Genomic DNA, 18,264 nt, shown 5'->3' with positions numbered 1-18,264 from the left:
ATGAAGACCCGATTCGCGGCTGCAGCCGCCCTCCCTCTGGCCGCCGCGCTCGCCCTCGCGGGATGCTCCGGCACGAGCGGATCCGGGTCCATGCCCGGCATGGATCACGGCTCCGGCCCGATGGCGACGGCCACCACGGCCGCCGAGGCGTCGGAGACCGACATCATGTTCGTCACGATGATGATCCCGCACCACGAGCAGGCCATCGAGATGTCGGACACCGTGCTCGCCAAGGCGGGTGTCGACGACCGCGTCACCGCCCTCGCCGAGCAGATCAAGGCCGCCCAGGGCCCCGAGATCGAGACGATGAAGGGCTGGCTCTCGGACTGGGGCGTGTCGATGAGCGGGGGCATGAGCGGCATGGATCACGGCGGGATGATGTCGGAGTCCGACATGCAGGAACTCGCGGATGCCGAGGGCGGCGACGCCGCCCGTCTGTACCTCGAGCAGATGATCGAGCACCACGAGGGTGCCGTCGACATGGCCCAGGACGAGATCGACGACGGACAGGACAGCGAGGTCGTCGACCTGGCCCGCTCGATCGTCGACAGCCAGACGGCCGAGATCGCCACGATGAAAGACCTGCTCGCCTCCCTGTGAGCGGCGGCGGGACCGGAGCATCGCGGCGCTCCGGTCCCGCTCCCCCGCTCAGGCGAGCGTGAGGAACAGCTTCTCGAGCTCCTCGACCGTGAGTCGGCCGGGGGCGTCGGCGTCGCCCGCGGCGTCGGCATCATCGGCATCCGTGTCCGTGATGCACTGCTTCATCGCCGTGGAGATGATCGCGAAACCCGCGCGGTCGATCGCGCTGCTCACCGCGGCGAGCTGCGTGACGACCTCGCGACAGTCACCGCCGCCCTCGACGGCAGCGATCACCGCGGCGAGCTGCCCTTGCGCGCGGCGGAGGCGGTTGGCGACCTTCTTGACGGCCTGGGGATCGTGGAGGCTGCGGTCACTCATGCGTGTTCTCCTTCAGCGAGGGTCGAGGACATTGCCTCGCGGCCGGCGAGCCAGGTGCGGTATCCGCCGTCGAGATTACGCACGTCGTACCCGAGCTGTGTGAGCAGCCGCGCGGCCGTGTGTCCGCGCTGCCCGACCTGGCAGTGCACGATCACCGGGCCGTCGGGGATCTCACCGTGGCGGGCGCGGAGATCGTCGAGCGGCAGGTTGACCGCCCCCGGGATGGCCCCCGCGGCGAACTCCGCGGGGGTGCGCACGTCGACGAGGGCGGCCCCGGCGTCGAGCGCCGCCGGCAGCTCGTGCCACTGCACGGCATCCGTCGTCCCCTCGGCGAGGTTCTGCGCGACGTACCCGATCATGTTGACGGGGTCCTTCGCCGAGCCGTACTGCGGAGCGTAGGCGAGTTCGAGCTGCGAGAGAGCGGATGCCGTCAGCCCGGCCGCCATGGCCACGGCGATCACGTCGATGCGCTTGTCGACGCCGTCGCCACCGACGATCTGGGCGCCGAGAATGAGGTCGGACGCGGGATCGACGAGCAGCTTCATCGCCATCGCCTGCGCCCCCGGGTAGTAGGTCGCGTGTGAGGCCGGGTGCGTGTGGATGACGCGGTGCGCCCGCCCGTCGGCGATGAGTCGGCGTTCGCTCCACCCGACGAAGGCGACGGTCGCGCCGAACAGTCCCAGCACGGCGGTGCCGAGCGCGGGACGCGCCGGGGCCGGCTCGAGGCCCGCGATGTCGTCGGCCACCGCCCGGCCGTGGCGGTTGGCCAGGCCCGCCATGGTCACCAGCGCAGGCTCGCCGTCGACGTGGTCGCGCTTCTCGACGCCGTCGCCCACGGCCCAGACGTGCGGGGCGGAGGTCCGTTGCCGTGCGTCGACGGCGATCCCGCCGGTCGGACCGACCTCGAGACCGGCGGCCTCGGCGAGGCCGCGATCGGGGCGCACTCCGCTCGCCTCGACGACGAGCACCGCCTCGACGGTCCCGCCGTCATCCAGGAGGACGCGCCCCGGCTCCGCACCGACGATGGTCGAGCCGAGCCGTACGTCGACGCCGTGCTCACGGAGGAGGGCCAGCAGCGGCGCGGCCATCTCGGCATCCAGGGGCGACAGCACCTGCCGACCGCGCGTCACCAGGGTCACTCGCGCGCCGCGCGCGACGAGGTTCTCGACCGCCTCGAGCCCGATGAAGCCGGCTCCCGCCACGACGACGCTCGGTTGCGGACCGGCGTCGGCGAGCACCTCGAGCACGCGGTCGACGTCGTCGACACTGCGCAGCGTGTGCGTGGGAACGGCCCCCGCGGACGGCCCCGGAGCAGCCGCGGCCCCCGTGGCGATCACGAGGTCGTCGTACGTCTCGACGCTCTCGGTGGCCGCATCGATATCGCGCACGGTCACCGTTCGGGTGGCCGTGTCGATGGCGACCACCTCGTGCCGCACGCGCACGTCGAGGGCGAAGCGGGATGCGAGCGATTCCGGCGTCTGCAGAAGGAGCGACGAGCGCTCCGCGATCACCCCGCCCACGTGGTACGGCAGTCCGCAGTTCGCGAACGACACGTACGCGCCGCGCTCGTAGACCGTGATCTCGCGGGTCTCGTCGAGTCGCCGCAACCTCGTCGCCGCACTCATTCCCGCCGCGACCCCGCCGATGATGACCGTCTTCATGTCCTCTACCTTATACCCCCGGGGGTATAGTCGAGCCGGTCGCGACCGCGGCCGAGAACGGAAGGATGCCGAAGATGTGCCGACAGGCGACGTGCAAGACGTGTGGGAAAGCGACGTGGGCCGGGTGCGGTCAGCACGTCGATCAGGTGATGGCCGGCGTTCCCCGGCGCGACCGCTGCGAGGGGCACGAGAAGCAGGCCGCCGCCGAGGGCGGCGGGTTCTTCTCCCGGCTGTTCGGGCGCTGAGTCGACTCAGGCGTCGATGCGCAGCGCCCCGGCGACGGCGTCGAGCGCACCGGGCACGAGCCGGTAGTACGCCCACGTTCCGCGCTTCGAGCGCGTGAGGAATCCCGCCTCGGTCAGCACCTTGAGGTGGTGCGACACCGTGGGCTGCGACAGCCCGACAGGCTCGGTGAGGTCGCACACGCAGGCCTCCTGCTCGGCAGCGCTCGCGACGATCGACAGCAGGCGCAGCCGAGTCGGGTCCCCGAGGGCCTTCAGCCGCCCGGCGAGCCCTTCGGCGTCGGCGACCGACATCGGGGCGCCCCCGCTGGACACGCAGCAGGCAGCGGACGGCAGGAGTGGCAGCGTGGTCATACATCGATAGTAGTCGATATTGACATCCATCGATGGATGCGGGCACGATGGGGCATCGACAGTCATCGATGCACGAGGAGTCCCATGTCGACGCTCACCCTCACTCCGCGACCCCGGACGACGGACCGCCTCGCGGCCCTTCCCGTGGTCGTCATCGGCGCGGGGCCCGTGGGCCTCGCTGCCGCCGCGCACCTCGCCGACCGGGGGATCGCCTTCGTCATCGTGGAGGCGGCATCCACTCCCGCGGCCGCCGTGCAGCAGTGGGGCCACACCCGCCTGTTCTCGGCCTGGCGCGAGGTCGTCGACCCCGTCGCCCGCCGCCTGCTCGAGGCCGCCGGCTGGACCATGCCGGCCGAGGGTCGCGCTCCGACGGGCCGAGAGCTCGTCGACGACTACCTGCGCCCGCTCGCGGAGCTGCCCGCCATCGCGGCCCACATCCGCTACGGCGCGCGGGTGACCGGAGTCGCGCGTGAGGGGATGGACCGCACGCGCTCCGCCGACCGCGAGAACACCCCGTTCCTCGTGCGCACCCCGAAGGGAGAGCTTCTCGCCCGGGCCGTACTCGACGCCTCGGGAACGTACGACTCGCCCAACTCACTGCTGTCGACGGGCCTGCCCACCATCGACGACGCGCGGATCTCGCACGCCCTGCCCGACGTGCTCGGCCGCGAGCGCGAACGCTTCGCGGGCCGGCACACGATCGTCGTCGGCGCCGGGCACTCCGCCGCGAACACCCTCATCTCGCTCGTCCGCCTGCAGCGCGACGCCCCCGGCACGCGCATCACCTGGCTCATCCGCAACGCCGGCGCCGTGCGCGTGTCGTCGTCGGCCGACGACGAGCTCGTCGGCCGCGCGCAGCTCGGCGCGCGCGTGGACCGGTACGTCGAGGCCGGCGCCGTCGACAAGATCGACTCCTTCGAGATCGGCCGTGTCGAGGCCCGACCGGATGGCATCCACCTCTCCGGAACACGACGCGGCGAACTCGCCGAGGTGACCGCCGACGTCGTGGTCAACGCGACCGGGTTCCGGCCCGACCTCGCCCCGCTGCGCGAGATCCGCACCGATCTGGATGCCGTCGTCGAGGCGCCGCGCCTGCTCGCCCCGCTCATCGACCCGAACGTGCACTCGTGCGGCACCGTCGAGCCGCACGGATTCCGGGAACTGACGCACCCCGAGCACGGCTTCTTCCTCGTCGGGATGAAGTCGTACGGCCGCGCGCCCACGTTCCTACTGGCCACCGGGTACGAGCAGGTGCGCTCGATCGTGGCATGGCTCGCGGGCGACATGTCCTCGGCTTCTCGCGTCGAGCTGACGCTGCCGGCCACGGGCGTGTGCTCGACGGATGCCGGTGGGTGCTGCTGACATGACGCTCGTGCGCGCGCTCGAACGAGCGGACTGGGCCGCGGTGGAGGACATCTACCGTGAGGGCATCGAGGGCGGCAACGCCACCTTCGAGACCGAGACGCCGACCTGGGACGCGTTCGACCAGGCCAAGGCCCGGTTCGGTCGACTGGTCGCCGTCGATGACGCGCACGCGGTCGTCGGGTGGGTGGCGGCGTCGCCGGTATCGGCCCGCGCCGCGTACCGCGGTGTCGTCGAGCACTCCGTGTACGTCGCCGCTCGCGCACAGGGGCGGGGCATCGGTGCCGCTCTCGTGCGGGCGTTCATCGCCTCGGCCGAGATGAACGGGGTCTGGACGATCCAGTCCAGCGTGTTCCCGGAGAACACGGCATCCCTCCGCCTGCACGAGGGCCTCGGCTTCCGCGAGGTGGGCCGACGCGAGCGGATCGCGCGCTCCCTCGTGGGTCCGTGGGCCGGGCAGTGGCGGGACACCGTGCTGATCGAGCGGCGCAGCGCGATGAACGGGCGCGGATGACCCTTCACCCCGTACGTCACCAACCGTTCACCTCGACCGAGAAAGATAGCGAGATCATGACCCGCCCCACCGTCCTCTTCGTCTGCGTCCACAACGCCGGACGCTCGCAGATGGCCGCCGGCTACCTGCAGCAGCTCGCCGGCGACCGAATCGACGTGCTCTCCGCCGGATCCGCGCCGAAAGACGCCATCAACCCCACCGCGATCGACGCGATGGCGGAAGAGGGCATCGACATCTCGGCGAACCAGCCCAAGGTGCTCACGGTCGACGCCGTGAAGACGTCCGACGTGGTCATCACGATGGGCTGCGGCGACGCGTGCCCCATCTTCCCGGGCAAGCGCTACGAGGACTGGGAGCTCGACGACCCCGCAGGTCAAGACCTCGACGCCGTGCGGCGCATCCGCGACGAGATCAAGGGTCGCGTCGAGGGGCTGATCGCGAGCTTGTCCGCCGCGTGACGGGTTCTCCGATCGGCCGGAAGGGCAGGATTGGAGAGCCCCAAGCAAAGGCTACGGTCCTATCCTTTGCGGCGTCGGTCGCTTCCACCCTCGTCATCAGCACGGTCGCCGCGAGCACGGCGATCAGCAAGCTCGCCGCAGCAGGAGTGCTGACCCAGGTCGGCGGCGGAAGCCGCAACCGCATCTGGCAGGCATTCGAGATCCTGGATGCCGTGGACGCGTTCGCCGCGCGCGCCCGACGGGGGCGCACGTGAAGCTTCAGATGCTCGCCTGAGACGCCCACGACGCGCGCTCACGCGCCGGCGATCAGCCCCTCCAGGGGACCGTCCGGCAACACGACCCACCCCTCCCGCCGCGCGACGTCGAGGGCTTCGTGGTCCGGCGCCTCGAACAGCCCGAGTGCCCCGGCGCGCGTCGCCAGCGCCGCGATGACGGCATCGAAGGCGTCCGCTTTCGCGACCGCGAGCGGGGCGAAGGGCCCCACGTCGAGCCACGGCGCTCGCGCGGTCAGGGTGTCGAGCAGGACGGCGCGGCGGGCGGCATCCACCCGATACCCCGTCGTGTCGAAGCCCCACAGCCGCAGCGACCCGCCGGGGTACACCTCGAACAGGCGTCCCTCGGCCGCGCGATCGACGGGGAAGCCCACGGCGGCGAGGCGCCGGAGCAGCCCCGCCCCGCGAAGAGCCGTGACGCCGAGCCGATCGGTCGACACGCTCAGCGGCCAGCGCCCGATGCGCTCGCGCACGACGTGGTCGGTTCGGCGGTAGACGAGCGGTCGACGCCAGTCGGCGTGACCCTCGACGGGCCCCAGCTCGGGCTCGACGGCGCCGTGGTGCGCGCGCACGAAGTCGACGAAGGCGTCGGGCCAGCCGAGCGGGCAGTCCACCCCGAGCCACGCGTCACCGGAGGCGACGGATGCCACGATGTCGGCATCCTGGATGCCGATCTCGAGGCGCGTGAGCACCGCGCGGCCGTCCGCCCACTCCAGCTCGGCGAGGGCGGTGCCGGGCGCTCCCGCGGCGAGGTCGATCCCGACGGTTCTCATCGCGTCGAGCCTAGGCCGCCTCGCGCGGCGGGAGTACGGCGCGACCCGCGTGAGCGAGCGCGTCGCACGAGAACGACGGCGCGACAAGGCATCCCCGATTCACCCCTCGACCTGGGAGGATCGACGCATGGCAGACGAGGATCTCCCCGATTCGCTCGAACCGGCGACCGACGTCCCGCCGCGCGACGAACCCGCCCCGCCGCCCACCCCGAAGGGCGACCTGCGGGCCGTGTCGATCATCGCGATCGTCACCGGTGCGATCGTCATCGCCTGGTACCTGTTCATCGCCACGGTGCAGACCATCTCGAAGGTCGACGAGATGCCGTGGATCCAGATCGGCATGTGGGTGCTCGCCGCGGTGTCGTTCGTGTGCGGCATCCTGAGTCTGAATGCGCGCATGGCGCGCGAGCTCGCCGCGGCGGGCTTCATCGCCGGGGTCGCGGCGGGTCTGCTCTCGATCTCGATCGGCTTCTTCAGCGAACTGCTCAACTGAGGCGTCAGCCGGCGCACTCCATGCTGAGCTCGGTCAGCATCCACGACCCGCTCGAGCGGTCGAGGTGGACCGTGCCGCAATCGCCACCGGCGTAGGTGACGTCGAGCACCGCGTCCGACGCCGTCTCGGAGACGACCTGCACATCGACGTCGGCAGACATTCCGGTCGCGGCATACAGCGCCGAGGTCTGCGCGATGAGCGTGGCGCAGTCGGTGATCCCGGCACCGACGGTGTCGTTGTACTCCTGGATCATGCGCTGCTGCAGGGGCTCGGCGAGGGCGCCGCAGGCGGCCACCGTGTCGGCGGCGCGCACCGCCGTCCACCACGACTCGAACCGTTCGACGGGGCCGGGTTCGGGGGATGCCGAGGCGGTGGCGGTGGGAGTGGGGACCGCGGTCGGCGAAGCGGGGGCCGCCGAAGCGGCGTCGACGGGACCGGTCTCGGATGCCGTCGGACCCGTGCAGGCGGACAGCACGAGACCGGCGCCGAGGAGCGTGGCGAGAAGCAGCGGGCGGGGGGATCGCATGCGTCCATCCTCGGACAGGTGGCTTCGGGGTGCCAGTCGGGTGAGGCGCGCGTCGCCGTGGAATAGCCGAACCGGGCTCGGGGTTCGACCGTGACATGACGCCGTCGCACGCTCTCGAACGCGCTTTCTCGCGCATCGACGTGTCGCCCGGTCACGCCCGGCGGCAACGCCTCGACGCCGGAGAACGTCTCACCCTGGCCCGCGGCGACGCCGCCCTGGTCTACCTGCGCGCCGGCGAGCTCACGGGCCGCGCCTCCCAGCGGTCGGTCTGCGCGGTCGACGCCCCCTCCGGCTCAGCGGCGGCCATCGAGGGCGACCGCACGCTCCTCGCCGGCGACGCCGTCGTCGCGCTCGGATGCCACGCCCTCACCCTGACGTCGCAGTCCGGAGCCGAGGTCACCGTGGTGCCCCTCACTCTGACCCCCACGAGCGACACCCGGGCGCTGCCGCCCGTCGTTTTCGTGAGCGAGTTCGCGCGCGCCGAGCCCGCCGCCGCCGGCCTGGCCGCGCATCTCGGCATCCCGGCTCCCGGAGCGATGGGTCCGCGGGGCGGCGACACCACGATCTGCAAGCTCATGGTCACGACGGTGCTGCTCTCGGCCCTGCGCGCGTGGGCGGCGACCGCGCGCGAGCAGACCTGGCCGCCCCGCACCGACGACCCCTTCCTCGCTCGGGTGGTCTCGGCGGTCATCGACGACCCCGGCCGCGAGTGGACCATCGATCACCTCGCAGCCCTGGGCGCGATGTCGCGGTCGGTGTTCGCGGCGCGGTTCCGACAGGTCTTCGGCACCTCGCCCGCGTCGTACGTGACCGAGGTGCGCATGCGGCGGGCGAAAGAGCTGCTGGATGCCGGGACCGGCGTCTCCGAGACCTCCCGCGCACTGGGCTACGCCTCCGACGAGGGCTTCCGGCGCGCGTTCCGGCGTCACGTCGGTGTCGCCCCGTCGGCGTGGCGGGCGGGTCGGCGCGAGCTCGCGGTCTGACCCGCGCGGGACGAGCGGTGGGGTTCGGGGCGCGATCCCGCAAGCCCCGGCCGGGTTTGGGGCGCATTCCGCGGACCCGGCGGGGTCCGGGGCGCGATCCCGCAAGCCCCGGCCGGGTTCGGGGCGCATTCCGGCGTGTGGGGCGCGAAACTGCCGCCCCGAACGAAGGAACGCGCCCCAAACCCAGGACGTCGCTGCGGCCCTCCCGGCGGCCCCCACGCGGCCGCGACCCCGGGCCGGTTCGGGGCGCGTTCCGCGGACCCGGCGGGGTTCGGGACGCGATCCCGCGTCCCTGGCGGGGTTCGTGCGATCCCGCCAGCCCCGGCCGGGTTCGGGGCGCATTCCGGCGTTTGGGGCGCCAAACTGCCGCCCCGAACGAAGGAACGCGCCCCAAACCCCGCCCCGCCCGCGGCTCAGCCCCGGACGGACCGCCGCTCGCGCAGCGAGACGCCGAACAGCACGGCGCCGATGACGAGGAGCGCGATGCCGATGGCATCCACCGTCTGCACGCTCGTGGCGTCGACGAGGATGCCGCCCACACCCGCCGCGATGGTGATCGCGAGCTGGAACCCCGTGACGACGAGGCTGCCCCCGGCCTCGAGGCGGTCGGGCATGCGGTGTCCGACCCACGTGTTGACGATGATCAGCCACGACGAGAAGAAGAAGCCCCACACCGAGACGGCGATCGCGACGACCACGAGCGACCCGGGCAGCAGCATGACCGCAGCGATCGCGAGGGCGATGGCGAGCGGTCCGACGACGGAGAGACGGGCGAAGGCGCGGTCGACGACGAGGCCGACAAGGATGTTGCCCACGAATCCGCCCACCCCGAACAGCGCGAGCAGCAGTACGATCGTGCCCGCGCCGACGTCGGGGATGCGCTCGAGCGACAGGCGCACGTAGGTGTACGCGACGAAGTGCCCCAGCACGACGAGCACGTGCCCCACCATGCCTCCGATGTTGCCGGGCCGCCGGAGGGTGTCGAACAGGATGCCGAGGCTCGACGCCGCGGCCGGCGGCACCGGGGGCAGCGCCACGCGCACGCCGATACCCACGGCCGCGGTGGCGACGGCGATGAGCAGGAAGGCCAGGCGCCAGTCGAGCGCCTCGCTCAGTGCCACCCCGATCGGCACGCCCGCGACCGTGGCCAGCGAGAGTCCGGCCGAGCCGAACATCATCGCGCGACCGATGCGGTCGGGGCTCGACAGGCGGGCGGCGACCGTGATCGACATGGACCAGAACGCACTGATCGCGGCTCCGAGCAGGAAGCGCGCGACGAGGATCGCCGGCAGGCTCGGCGCGACGGCCACGACGAGGCTCGAGACGGTGGCCGACGCGGCCGCTCCGATCAGCAGCGTGCGGCGGTCGAGACGCGGGAGCAGCAGCCCCACGGTCGGTGCGAAGAGGAGCCCCGCGAGCGCGGTGACGGTGACCGTCTGACCGGCCTGCCCCGCCGTGACGCCCAGTGAGGCGGCCATCTCGGTGAGGACGCCGTTGGGGAGGAACTCCGCGGTGACGAGCAGGAAGCTCAGCAGCATGACGACGATGAGGCCGCCGTAGCGCATCGTGGACGGCCCGACGACGGGCGTGGGAACGGGAGCGGTGGTGGTCATCCTCCGATGCTCGCGGGCGACCGCGGTTCGCGCCGGGCCGTTCGTCCGTGGCATCCGACCGATCGTCCGGGGAGGCGGGCCGGGCGCCGAGGGGCCGTGCCGTCGTGCGGAGGCGAGCCGTGCGTCGAGGGACCGTGCCGTCGTGCGGAGACGAGCCGTACGTCGAGGAACCGTGCCGTCGTGCGGAGGCGAGCCGTGCGTCGAGGGACCGTACCGTCAAGCGGAGCCGCGCTCCGACACGCCGCCGCGCGGCGGCAGCGCTCGGCGCGTCGCCGGTCGACTCCGCACGACGGAACACGACCGCGTCGGGGCCACCGCATGGCGCAAGGCCCCGACGAGGACCCCGCCCGCCACACGGCCGCTCGAGGCCACCGCCCGCCGCACGGCCGCGCCGCGGGCCCGGCGGCCCCGCGTCAGCGGGTTGACCCCGGCCCCACGTACCGCGCCGCGGGTCGGATGATCTTCGGGTCCCGCGCCTGTTCGAGCACGTGCGCCGTCCAGCCGATCGTGCGGGCCAGCGCGAAGGTCGGGGTGAACATCTCGCGCGGGATGCCGCACTGCTCCAACACGACCGCGGCGTAGAACTCGACGTTGGCCCGGAGGGGGCGCTCGGGATGCCGGACGGCGAGCTGCCGCTCCGCCTCCGCCTGGAACGCCAGCGCCTGCACCACCCGGTCGCCGCCGAGGCCCCGGGCGACTTCGCGGAGCAGTTCCGACCGCGGATCGGCCGTGCGGTACACCGCGTGCCCGAAGCCCATGAGGCGTCGCCCGGCGGAGAGTTCGCCCGCGATCCACGCGGCGGGGTCGTCGCCGGCGGCGTCGAGGCTGTCGAGGGCCCGCGCCGGGGCTCCCCCGTGCAGCGGTCCCGAGAGCGCGCCGAGCGCACCGGTGAGGCAGGATGCCATGTCGGCCCCGGTCGAGGCGATGACCCGGGCCGTGAACGTCGAGGCGTTGAAGCCGTGGTCCATCGCCGCGACGAGGTAGGCCGACAAAGCGCGGACGTGCGCCTCGTGGGGGGTGGCCCCCGTGACCCGCTCGAGGTAGTCGGACACGACGCCGCGGCCCGCCGGCATCCGTTCCGCTGACGGTGCGAGGGCGAGCGGTGCCATCGCGGCGAAGGCGATCGCCTCGTCGAGCCTCCCGGCCTCGTCGAGGTCGTACAGCGATGGGCAGCGACGGAGGGATGCCGCGAGCGTCCACACCGCGCGCAGCACCGCGAGCGGCTGGTCGCTCTGCGCGCGCACGGCGGAGAGAAGGGGCGCCAGCCGGTCATCGGACTGCGCGGTGGCGATCCGCTCGGCGAAGGCGCCCGGATCGTCGGGCATGGCGCCGACGACGAGGAGGTGCCAGACGTCTTCGAAGCGGCGCGTGCGCGCGAGGTCGACCGCGGAGTGGCCGCGGTAGTGGTAGAAACCGGCGTCGCCGTCGACGTCGCTGATGGCGGTTTCGGCCGCCACGACGCCGTTGAGTCCGCGGGGCACATCGATCAGGTCGCTCATGCGCTCAGTGTGCGAACATGACGTCGAAAGCGTCAACGTTGATCGGATCAAGATGACAGCGCCCCTCCCCCGCCTCACCGCCGCGCAGGCCGCCGCCCGACTCGGCGTGAAGCCCGAGACGGTCTACGCCTACGTCTCCCGCGGGCTGCTCGGCCGCGAGCGCGACGCGCGCGGCTCGACCTTCGACGCCCTCGAGGTCGAGGCCTTCGCGACCGGGAGGCGACGCGCGGCCGCGCAGGCACCGACCCACCCCACCACCGGGATGCCGCTGGGGGTCGTGCACACCGACATCGCCGACATCGAGGACGACGAGCTGCTCTACCGGGGGCGCCGCGCCCGCGACCTCGTCGAGCGTCCGTTCGCCGAGATCGTCGCGTGGCTCTGGGACGCCGAGCGCGTCGACGCCCCCGACCCCGCCATCGGGAGCGCCCGGGAGATGGTGGCGGCGCTGCCTCCGCACGCCGGGGCCATGGACCGCCTCCGCGCCGCCCTCACCGGCTTCGCAGCCGACGATCCCCTGCGGCACGACGCATCACCGGCCACGCTGCACCGCATCGGATGGACGCTGCTGACCGGACTCCCGGTGGCCCTCGGCGGAGACCCCGACCCCGACATCGCGCTGTCGCTGACGCGCGCGTGGAACGCCCCGGCATCCGTCGGTCCCGCCGTCAACGCGGCTCTGGTGCTGCTCATCGATCACGACCTCGCCGTGTCGACCTTCGCCGCGCGCGTGGCCGCCTCGGCGCGCGCCGACGGATACGCCGCCGTCAGCGCCGCGCTCGGCGCCGCCGACTCCCCCCTGCACATCTCGGCGGCCACCCGCACCGCGCGCCTTCTCACGCGCGTGCGACGAGGCCTCGACCCCGAACGGGCCCTGGCCGAAGCACTGCAGGACGGCAACGGCATCCCGGGCTTCGGCCATCCGCTCTATCGCGGCGTCGACGACCGCGCCGACGCCCTGTTCCCGTTCATCGCGGCGCTTCCCGACGGGGCGGGGACGATGGATGCCGTGCACCGGCTCTCGGAGGTCGTCGGCGCGCGGGCGCGGCTGCGGCCCAACGTGGATCTGGCGCTGGCCGCGTTGGCATCCGGGGCACGCCTGCCCGAGGACGCCGCCAGCACGATCTTCGTCATCGGCCGGCTGGCGGGGTGGATCGCGCACATCGCCGCGGAGTACGCCGAGCCCGCCATGCGGCTTCGCCCGCGGGGTGAATACGTGGGGCGATGAGGTCGATCTAGCCAGGTAGGTGGCTAGGGTGCCGCCGTGATGTACAACGTCGTGGAGGCGCGCAACAACCTGTCGCGGCTGATCGCCGACGTCGAATCTTCTGCTGCACCCACAGCACCACCACGAGCGCGAGCCACAGGATGACGAGTCCGGCGACGACGCCGAGCACGACAACGAGCCCTTCCGGAATCGGGCTCAGCGGTTCTCCCACTCGCGCGCCATCTCGACGACGGCGGCGACGGCGGCCTCGGTGTCGGCCACGGAGCCCCCGGCCCGACCCGCGACGAGACCCGCCACGAAGGCGCTGAGCGGAGCCGCGGGGCGCGCGACGCCGTTGGCGACGTCGCGGGCGAGGTCGAGGATGAGCGAGATGGGGATGTCGCCGTCGTCGAGGCCGAAGCGCTCGGCGAGCGCGGCACTCCACTCGTTCAGCGCCTCGGGCGGCAGGGTGCGGTTCTCGGTCATGGCTCCTCCTCGGGCTCTCCGGAGATCGTCCCACGTGTCGATGTCGCGCGTCTCCGTCGCGGAGGCCGCGATCGCGGCGATGGACAGGCCGCCGAGCAGCGCCCGCATCGACGCATCGCGGCCCGCACCGGGGAGACCGGATGCCGCTGCCCGCAGCGCCCCGGTGCGGTACCGGCCGATGAGCCACTGTCGTCGGCCGTCGTCGAGACACACCCCGTCGGCCCCGGGCGGGATGGGGGCGGTGAGCCGGTGGACGGCCGCGGCCGGTGCGGCGAGGTCGCAGGCGATGACGTAGACCTCGTCGGCATCCACCGCCGGCAGCGCAGCGACGACGGCGGCGACCGGGCCGCCGAAGGGCGGATCCTCGCGTACCCAATCGACGTCGAGCGCGGCGTCGAGCACCGGTGCGACCACGACGACGCGTCCCGTCCCGCCGGCCCGCACGGCGTCGATCGCCGCGGCGAGCAGCGTCGATCCCCCGACCTCGAACAGCGGCTTCACGGCGCCGCCCACCCGCGACCCGCGACCGCCGGCGAGCAGGATCGCGTCGACGCTCACCACAGGGCGACCGTCACGAGGGCATCGGGGGCGAGGTCGTCGTCGCGCGAGGGGATCACGGCCAGTCCCTCGGCCTGACCGAGGCCCCGCGTGCCGCGCGGCGTCGGGGTCGCCCGCCAGCGTTGCGGATCGGAGCGGTCGAGCGACACCGGCACGTACTGCGTTCTGCCCGGGCGCGCCCGCCACCCCCCGGCGAGCGCCACCCGCACCTGCGCGCGCCCGAGCTCGACGTCGCCCTCCAGCGCACGCAGTGCCGGACGCACGAACAGCTCGAACGACACCGCGGCGCTCACGGGATTGCCCGGCAGCCCGAACAGCAGGGTGCCGGCGGGGGTGCGCCCGAAGCCCTGCGGTTTTCCGGGCTGCATGCGCACGCGGTCGAAGCGCATGAGGTCGCCGAGCGTGTTCTTCACCACCTCGTACGCCCCGGCGCTCACGCCCCCGGAGAAGACGACGACGTCGGCCCCCGCTGCCTCCGCGGCCGCGATCGCCCGGCGCGGACCGTCGCCCTCGTCGTCGACGCTCGTTCGCAGCACGACGTCGGCCCCGGCCTCCTCGGCGAGACCGGCGAGCAGCACGCTGTTCGACTCGGGGATCCGGCCACGACGCAGCTCGGTGCCCGGCGCGACGAGCTCGGAGCCGGTCGACACCACGGCCACCCGGGCGGCGCGCGACACCTCGACGGTGCCGACTCCGGATGCCGCGATCGCGCCGATCCGGGCGGCGGTCAGGCGCACGCCGGCCTCGACGACGAGATCCCCCTGCCGCACGTCCGAGCCGCGGCGGCGGATGTGCGCCCCCGGCGCCCGCGGGGCGACGACGACCTCGACGGGCTCGAGGCCCCCGGCCAGCCCCCGCGCGGTCTCCTCGAAGGGGACGACGGCGGTGGCGTCGGTGGGCACGGGCGCCCCGGTCATGATGCGGGCGGCGTCACCGGCATCCATCGGCGGGTCGAGGTCGGTGCCGGCGGGGAGGTCGGCGACCACGCGCAGGGTGGCCGGGGCGTCGAGGTCGCGCACGGCGAAGCCGTCCATCGCGGAGGAGTCGAAGCCCGGCACGTCCACGGCGGCCGAGACCGGATACCGGAGCACCCGGCCGCGCGCGGCGGCGACGTCGCGCGACTCAGGGATGAGGGGCCGTACCGCCTCGAGGATCGCCGCGAGGTGCTCGCTGACGTCGATCACGCGAGGAACCGGGGACGGGACAGGGGCATGTGCTCAGCGTAGGCGCGGCGGCAACGGCTCGGACGGGCGTGGCGCCGCGGCGCAAGCCGTGCGTCACGGCACCGCACCTTGGCTACCGTGTGCGCATGGATGCCCTGACCTACGCCGAGGTCGGCGCGACCGCCGGCGAGATGCCCGCGGGCTACCACCACGTACGCGCCCGCCGGGTGATCGGCCGCGGCCCCGAGGTCTTCGCGCGGGCCGCCGACGCCCTCCTCGCTGGCGAGGCGCAGCGCCGCGCGGGAGCGCGCGTCGAGCTGAGCGAGACCCCGATGCGCGAGGGCACCCGCGTGACGATGCGGCTGGGGGTCGGCATCCTGAGCTTCCGCATCCCGTGTCTGGTGGTGTGGGCCGAACGCACCGAGACCGTGGCGGGGTTCGCCTACGGCACGCTGCCCGGGCATCCCGAGCGCGGCGAGGAGAGGTTCACGCTCACGTTGGAGCCGTCGGGCGAGGTCGCGTTCGACATCGCCGCGTTCTCCCGCCCCGGCCGGTGGTTCACGCGTGTCGGCGCTCCACTCGGGCGCCGCGTGCAGGCGTGGATGACGCGGCGGTATCTCCGCGCGCTCTGACGCCGCCCGGGGCGCCGGGGGGCCCGGCCGAAGTGCCACGATCCGGGGGAGCACGCGCCGAGGTCACCGCGCGATCACACCGATCGCTCGTCCCCGGCGCGGTGTCGGCTCCGCCGTTCGCACAACTCCGGAAGAACCGATCGCGAAGGTCCGGCCGTCCGCGTCATTCCGGGGCCGCGGAACCGGCCCAGCTCGGTTTTGCAGGAGTTGTGCGCGCGCCTCGGGCTATCGCTCGCCCCGGCGCGGTGTCCGCTCCGTCGTGCACAACTCCGGAGAAATCGACCGGCGAAGCCGGGCGGGCCGCGTCGATCCGGGGCTGCGGAAGCGGCCCCGCCCTGAGTTTCAGGAGTTGTGCGCGCGCGGGGTGAGACAGCACAAGGCCCCGCCGAAGCGGGGCCCTGTCTTCGAACCGTCAGTTCTGCGGCCGCTCGTCCTCCACGACCGACTGCACGCTGTCGGTGGCCGGCGTCTCGTCGTCGGCACGCACCTCGTCGGCCGCGATCGCGATGTCGACCGCTGCATCCTCGAGCGCCTCGGCGACGACGTCTCGCACATCGCCGCGGTCGTCGTCCGCCGCCGGTGCGGGGGCGTCGAGGGCCGAGCCCTCGTCGGTCGGCTCGAGCTCGCGCGCTGCGCGCTCGGTGTCGGCCTCCGCCTGCTCGCGGCGCGCGGCCTCCGCGTTCTGACGACCGAACTCGCCGGCCGCGGCGGCCGCTCCGGCGGCGAGGTCGGAGGCGGCGTCCTTCGCGTCGCCGAGGGCCTTCGCGGCGTCGTCGGCCTTCTCGCGCACGACGGCGGCAGCGTCGGCCGTCCTCTCGCGGACGGTCGCCGACGCGGCATCCGTCCGCTCCTTGACGTCTCCGGCGATCTCGCGAGCGCGGTCGCCGGCGGCATCCGCCTTCTCCTTGACGTCACCAGCGATCTCGCGAGCGCGGTCGCCGGCGGCATCCGCCTTCTGCTCCGCCTCCTCGACGACGTCGCGGTCGAAGGGGCCGAAGACACCGGTCACCACCACGTCGACGTCGATTCGTCCCCGCCCGAGGGGCTCGAGGGCCGTACGGACGGCGGTGCGCACGGCATCCGACACCTCGTGCAGCTTGTGCGGATAGTCGACGACCAGCGAGATCGTGGCCGTGACCGAGTCGGCGCGGTCGGTGTCGATCTTGACGCCGGGGGCGGTACTGGCGAGGCCCACGCGCTCACGGACGGCGTCCGACGCGCGGCCCAGCAGGCTGCCCAGGGCGTGGACGCCCGGGACCGAACCGGCCGCGGTGGCGGCGAGGCTCGCCGCGGCATCCAGGTCGGGCGGGTCGATGGTGGCATCGATGGTGGTCATGACGGCTCCTCGTGGGGGTCAGTGCACGCGGGTGTTGTCGCGTGCGAGCTTCGCGCGCAGGCCCGAGTGGATGGAGATGTAGGCGCGCAGGTTCTGGCCCGTCAGGGCGGCGAGGTTGGTCACGAGCGTGTCGACGTGCTCGGCCACCTGGCGCGGCGAGGTGTTCTGTCGCGGGGTGACCGCGACGTGGAGCACCGACTCGTTCTTGATCTCGCCGGCCGTGATGCGCGAGGAGAGGATCTCGTCGCGCTCGGCGAGGGCGTTCTTCAGCGCCTCCGAGGCGAATCCGTCGGTGACGGTGATGCGACCGGCGTCGCTCGCGCTGCCCGTGGACTGCAGCGGCGCCTGACGGCGTCCGCGCACGGCGGCCGACGCGATGACGATGAGGATGATCGCCAGCACCACGAAGGCGGCGACGGCGCCCCAGCCCGCCGACTCACGGCCGAGCGACTCGAGCCAGCCCTGGAACCCGCCCATGACGGAGGTCCAGGTGTCGGTGCCACCGGGCAGCAGCCCGACGGCGAGCGCGAGAGCGCCCAGGCCCAGCAGCACGAGGGCGACCAGGAACAGGATGAAGCGGTTCAGACCGCGACGCGTGGCGTTCATCAGGACTCCTTGGTGTCGGGACGCTCGACGCGCAGGTGGGTGCGCACGGCGGGGGTGAGCTTGTAGGCGGCGACCTCGTCATCGACGATGCGACGCAGCTGCGCCTCGTCGACCGGGATGCCGACCGGGGGCCGCACCGTCACGTCGACGGAGCGGTGGGCGACGCCCACGACGATGTCGTCACGGGCGATGCCGGACTCGTTGCTCAGGTGCTGAGCGAGGGCGGATGCCACGACGCCGTTGTCGACGACGACGGCACGCTGGCCCCACTCCATCTCGTGGCGCGACAGGCGTCCGGGCTTCAGCGCGATCACGAGGACGATGAGTCCGAGGATCGCGAGCACGACGCCGCCGAAGATGAACGCGACCGGCATGAGAGCGGTGGGGGCCGCGACGACGGCGTTGAGCGCCTCGCCGGGCGAGACCAGCAGCGGCTGGGCGCCGGTGAGGGCGAGGATGATCTCGACGGCGGCATACGCCAGGACGAGCAGCAGCAGCACGACCACGACGAGCATGGCCACGGTGCGCGGGGAGTGCGTCTCGCGACGCACGACGGTGCGGAGCACGGC

Annotated in this window: 22 protein-coding genes; 10 read left to right on the top strand and 12 right to left on the bottom strand. The window is 73.2% G+C overall.

The window, feature by feature from the left end:
* Nucleotides 1-600: a DUF305 domain-containing protein gene (locus RWH44_RS07760; RefSeq protein ID WP_316004121.1), complete on the top strand. Its 600-nt coding sequence runs from the start codon at nucleotides 1-3 to the stop codon at nucleotides 598-600.
* A gap of 48 nt (nucleotides 601-648) precedes the next feature.
* Here RWH44_RS07760 and RWH44_RS07755 read toward each other — a convergent pair whose 3' ends face one another.
* Both RWH44_RS07755 and RWH44_RS07750 read right to left on the bottom strand, forming a co-directional pair.
* Nucleotides 649-957 (bottom strand): metal-sensitive transcriptional regulator, encoded by a 309-nt coding sequence (locus RWH44_RS07755; protein ID WP_298870326.1) that lies wholly within the window; start codon nucleotides 955-957, stop codon nucleotides 649-651.
* On the bottom strand, nucleotides 954-2,618 hold the full coding sequence (locus tag RWH44_RS07750) for an FAD-dependent oxidoreductase (protein WP_316004120.1): 1,665 nt from the start codon (nucleotides 2,616-2,618) through the stop codon (nucleotides 954-956). Before RWH44_RS07750 ends, RWH44_RS07755 begins: the two co-directional genes overlap by 4 nt.
* Nucleotides 2,619-2,692: 74 nt before the next feature.
* Between RWH44_RS07750 and RWH44_RS16115 the strand changes: the two genes are divergently transcribed.
* Complete coding sequence (locus RWH44_RS16115; RefSeq protein WP_496196629.1) at nucleotides 2,693-2,863, top strand: DUF8730 family Cys-rich protein; 171 nt, start codon at nucleotides 2,693-2,695, stop codon at nucleotides 2,861-2,863.
* Between the two features lie 6 nt (nucleotides 2,864-2,869).
* Here the strand turns inward: RWH44_RS16115 and RWH44_RS07745 are convergent, their stop codons facing one another.
* Nucleotides 2,870-3,214: an ArsR/SmtB family transcription factor gene (locus tag RWH44_RS07745; protein WP_316004119.1), complete on the bottom strand. Its 345-nt coding sequence runs from the start codon at nucleotides 3,212-3,214 to the stop codon at nucleotides 2,870-2,872.
* Nucleotides 3,215-3,298: 84 nt separating this feature from the next.
* Here RWH44_RS07745 and RWH44_RS07740 point away from each other — a divergent pair, with 84 nt between their 5' ends.
* From RWH44_RS07740 to RWH44_RS07725, 4 genes are read left to right on the top strand one after another with little or no spacing between them, the layout of a single operon-like run.
* Complete coding sequence (locus RWH44_RS07740) at nucleotides 3,299-4,576, top strand: NAD(P)-binding domain-containing protein (RefSeq protein ID WP_316004118.1); 1,278 nt, start codon at nucleotides 3,299-3,301, stop codon at nucleotides 4,574-4,576.
* A complete protein-coding gene (locus tag RWH44_RS07735; protein WP_437127273.1) occupies nucleotides 4,557-5,090 on the top strand; it encodes a GNAT family N-acetyltransferase in 534 nt (177 codons plus the stop codon). The genes RWH44_RS07740 and RWH44_RS07735 overlap by 20 nt, the downstream gene beginning before the upstream one ends.
* A gap of 56 nt (nucleotides 5,091-5,146) precedes the next feature.
* A complete protein-coding gene (locus RWH44_RS07730; protein ID WP_298870309.1) occupies nucleotides 5,147-5,548 on the top strand; it encodes an arsenate reductase ArsC in 402 nt (133 codons plus the stop codon).
* The gene (locus RWH44_RS07725; RefSeq protein WP_316004117.1) at nucleotides 5,545-5,802 is read left to right on the top strand and encodes a hypothetical protein; all 258 of its coding nucleotides are present in this window, start codon (nucleotides 5,545-5,547) and stop codon (nucleotides 5,800-5,802) included. Before RWH44_RS07730 ends, RWH44_RS07725 begins: the two co-directional genes overlap by 4 nt.
* A 38-nt stretch (nucleotides 5,803-5,840) precedes the next feature.
* On the opposite strand, the gene RWH44_RS07720 is transcribed toward RWH44_RS07725, so the two are convergent.
* Nucleotides 5,841-6,593, bottom strand: a complete 753-nt coding sequence (locus RWH44_RS07720) for a DUF429 domain-containing protein (protein WP_316004116.1) — start codon at nucleotides 6,591-6,593, stop codon at nucleotides 5,841-5,843.
* Nucleotides 6,594-6,720: 127 nt separating this feature from the next.
* Between RWH44_RS07720 and RWH44_RS07715 the strand changes: the two genes are divergently transcribed.
* A complete protein-coding gene (locus RWH44_RS07715) occupies nucleotides 6,721-7,086 on the top strand; it encodes a hypothetical protein (protein WP_298870302.1) in 366 nt (121 codons plus the stop codon).
* A 4-nt stretch (nucleotides 7,087-7,090) separates the two neighbouring features.
* On the opposite strand, the gene RWH44_RS07710 is transcribed toward RWH44_RS07715, so the two are convergent.
* Nucleotides 7,091-7,612 (bottom strand): hypothetical protein, encoded by a 522-nt coding sequence (locus tag RWH44_RS07710; RefSeq protein ID WP_316004115.1) that lies wholly within the window; start codon nucleotides 7,610-7,612, stop codon nucleotides 7,091-7,093.
* A 95-nt stretch (nucleotides 7,613-7,707) separates the two neighbouring features.
* On the opposite strand from RWH44_RS07710, the gene RWH44_RS07705 reads away from it, so the two are divergent.
* Nucleotides 7,708-8,595, top strand: coding sequence for a helix-turn-helix transcriptional regulator (locus RWH44_RS07705; RefSeq protein WP_316004114.1), 888 nt, complete (start codon nucleotides 7,708-7,710; stop codon nucleotides 8,593-8,595).
* A 413-nt stretch (nucleotides 8,596-9,008) separates the two neighbouring features.
* Here RWH44_RS07705 and RWH44_RS07700 read toward each other — a convergent pair whose 3' ends face one another.
* A complete protein-coding gene (locus tag RWH44_RS07700; protein ID WP_316004113.1) occupies nucleotides 9,009-10,208 on the bottom strand; it encodes an MFS transporter in 1,200 nt (399 codons plus the stop codon).
* Between the two features lie 413 nt (nucleotides 10,209-10,621).
* The gene (locus tag RWH44_RS07695; RefSeq protein ID WP_316004112.1) at nucleotides 10,622-11,707 is read right to left on the bottom strand and encodes a citrate synthase; all 1,086 of its coding nucleotides are present in this window, start codon (nucleotides 11,705-11,707) and stop codon (nucleotides 10,622-10,624) included.
* Between the two features lie 52 nt (nucleotides 11,708-11,759).
* On the opposite strand from RWH44_RS07695, the gene RWH44_RS07690 reads away from it, so the two are divergent.
* Complete coding sequence (locus RWH44_RS07690) at nucleotides 11,760-12,935, top strand: citrate synthase (RefSeq protein ID WP_316004111.1); 1,176 nt, start codon at nucleotides 11,760-11,762, stop codon at nucleotides 12,933-12,935.
* A gap of 195 nt (nucleotides 12,936-13,130) precedes the next feature.
* Here the strand turns inward: RWH44_RS07690 and RWH44_RS07685 are convergent, their stop codons facing one another.
* On the bottom strand, nucleotides 13,131-13,961 hold the full coding sequence (locus RWH44_RS07685; protein ID WP_316004110.1) for an NTP transferase domain-containing protein: 831 nt from the start codon (nucleotides 13,959-13,961) through the stop codon (nucleotides 13,131-13,133).
* The gene (locus RWH44_RS07680; protein ID WP_316004109.1) at nucleotides 13,955-15,142 is read right to left on the bottom strand and encodes a molybdopterin molybdotransferase MoeA; all 1,188 of its coding nucleotides are present in this window, start codon (nucleotides 15,140-15,142) and stop codon (nucleotides 13,955-13,957) included. Before RWH44_RS07680 ends, RWH44_RS07685 begins: the two co-directional genes overlap by 7 nt.
* 125 nt (nucleotides 15,143-15,267) lie before the next feature.
* On the opposite strand from RWH44_RS07680, the gene RWH44_RS07675 reads away from it, so the two are divergent.
* Nucleotides 15,268-15,753 carry a DUF1990 domain-containing protein gene (locus RWH44_RS07675; protein ID WP_316004108.1) on the top strand — a complete coding sequence of 162 codons (486 nt, stop codon included), beginning with the start codon at nucleotides 15,268-15,270 and terminating at the stop codon, nucleotides 15,751-15,753.
* A 412-nt stretch (nucleotides 15,754-16,165) separates the two neighbouring features.
* On the opposite strand, the gene RWH44_RS07670 is transcribed toward RWH44_RS07675, so the two are convergent.
* From RWH44_RS07670 to RWH44_RS07660, 3 genes are read right to left on the bottom strand one after another with little or no spacing between them, the layout of a single operon-like run.
* Nucleotides 16,166-17,089 (bottom strand): Asp23/Gls24 family envelope stress response protein, encoded by a 924-nt coding sequence (locus RWH44_RS07670; protein ID WP_316004107.1) that lies wholly within the window; start codon nucleotides 17,087-17,089, stop codon nucleotides 16,166-16,168.
* A gap of 18 nt (nucleotides 17,090-17,107) precedes the next feature.
* The gene (locus tag RWH44_RS07665; RefSeq protein ID WP_316004106.1) at nucleotides 17,108-17,695 is read right to left on the bottom strand and encodes a hypothetical protein; all 588 of its coding nucleotides are present in this window, start codon (nucleotides 17,693-17,695) and stop codon (nucleotides 17,108-17,110) included.
* A complete protein-coding gene (locus RWH44_RS07660) occupies nucleotides 17,695-18,261 on the bottom strand; it encodes an Asp23/Gls24 family envelope stress response protein (RefSeq protein ID WP_316004105.1) in 567 nt (188 codons plus the stop codon). Before RWH44_RS07660 ends, RWH44_RS07665 begins: the two co-directional genes overlap by 1 nt.
* Nucleotides 18,262-18,264: the final 3 nt, after the last annotated feature.

Source organism: Microbacterium phycohabitans (assembly GCF_032464935.1).
Taxonomy (GTDB): Bacteria; Actinomycetota; Actinomycetes; order Actinomycetales; family Microbacteriaceae; genus Microbacterium; species Microbacterium phycohabitans.
This window is presented reverse-complemented; position numbering and strand designations above follow the sequence as displayed.

Bases quoted from the DNA above. Each gene is read 5' to 3' on its own strand.
- RWH44_RS07730 (WP_298870309.1), top strand. From the start codon at position 5,147: ATGACCCGCCCCACCGTCCTCTTCGTCTGCGTCCACAACGCCGGACGC.
- RWH44_RS07735 (WP_437127273.1), top strand. From the start codon at position 4,557: ATGCCGGTGGGTGCTGCTGACATGACGCTCGTGCGCGCGCTCGAACGA.
- RWH44_RS07710 (WP_316004115.1), bottom strand. From the start codon at position 7,612: ATGCGATCCCCCCGCCCGCTGCTTCTCGCCACGCTCCTCGGCGCCGGT.
- RWH44_RS07720 (WP_316004116.1), bottom strand. From the start codon at position 6,593: ATGAGAACCGTCGGGATCGACCTCGCCGCGGGAGCGCCCGGCACCGCC.
- RWH44_RS07670 (WP_316004107.1), bottom strand. From the start codon at position 17,089: ATGACCACCATCGATGCCACCATCGACCCGCCCGACCTGGATGCCGCG.
- RWH44_RS07695 (WP_316004112.1), bottom strand. From the start codon at position 11,707: ATGAGCGACCTGATCGATGTGCCCCGCGGACTCAACGGCGTCGTGGCG.
- RWH44_RS07705 (WP_316004114.1), top strand. From the start codon at position 7,708: ATGACGCCGTCGCACGCTCTCGAACGCGCTTTCTCGCGCATCGACGTG.
- RWH44_RS07675 (WP_316004108.1), top strand. From the start codon at position 15,268: ATGGATGCCCTGACCTACGCCGAGGTCGGCGCGACCGCCGGCGAGATG.
- RWH44_RS16115 (WP_496196629.1), top strand. From the start codon at position 2,693: ATGTGCCGACAGGCGACGTGCAAGACGTGTGGGAAAGCGACGTGGGCC.
- RWH44_RS07750 (WP_316004120.1), bottom strand. From the start codon at position 2,618: ATGAAGACGGTCATCATCGGCGGGGTCGCGGCGGGAATGAGTGCGGCG.
- RWH44_RS07755 (WP_298870326.1), bottom strand. From the start codon at position 957: ATGAGTGACCGCAGCCTCCACGATCCCCAGGCCGTCAAGAAGGTCGCC.
- RWH44_RS07740 (WP_316004118.1), top strand. From the start codon at position 3,299: ATGTCGACGCTCACCCTCACTCCGCGACCCCGGACGACGGACCGCCTC.
- RWH44_RS07665 (WP_316004106.1), bottom strand. From the start codon at position 17,695: ATGAACGCCACGCGTCGCGGTCTGAACCGCTTCATCCTGTTCCTGGTC.
- RWH44_RS07715 (WP_298870302.1), top strand. From the start codon at position 6,721: ATGGCAGACGAGGATCTCCCCGATTCGCTCGAACCGGCGACCGACGTC.
- RWH44_RS07760 (WP_316004121.1), top strand. From the start codon at position 1: ATGAAGACCCGATTCGCGGCTGCAGCCGCCCTCCCTCTGGCCGCCGCG.
- RWH44_RS07745 (WP_316004119.1), bottom strand. From the start codon at position 3,214: ATGACCACGCTGCCACTCCTGCCGTCCGCTGCCTGCTGCGTGTCCAGC.
- RWH44_RS07700 (WP_316004113.1), bottom strand. From the start codon at position 10,208: ATGACCACCACCGCTCCCGTTCCCACGCCCGTCGTCGGGCCGTCCACG.
- RWH44_RS07690 (WP_316004111.1), top strand. From the start codon at position 11,760: ATGACAGCGCCCCTCCCCCGCCTCACCGCCGCGCAGGCCGCCGCCCGA.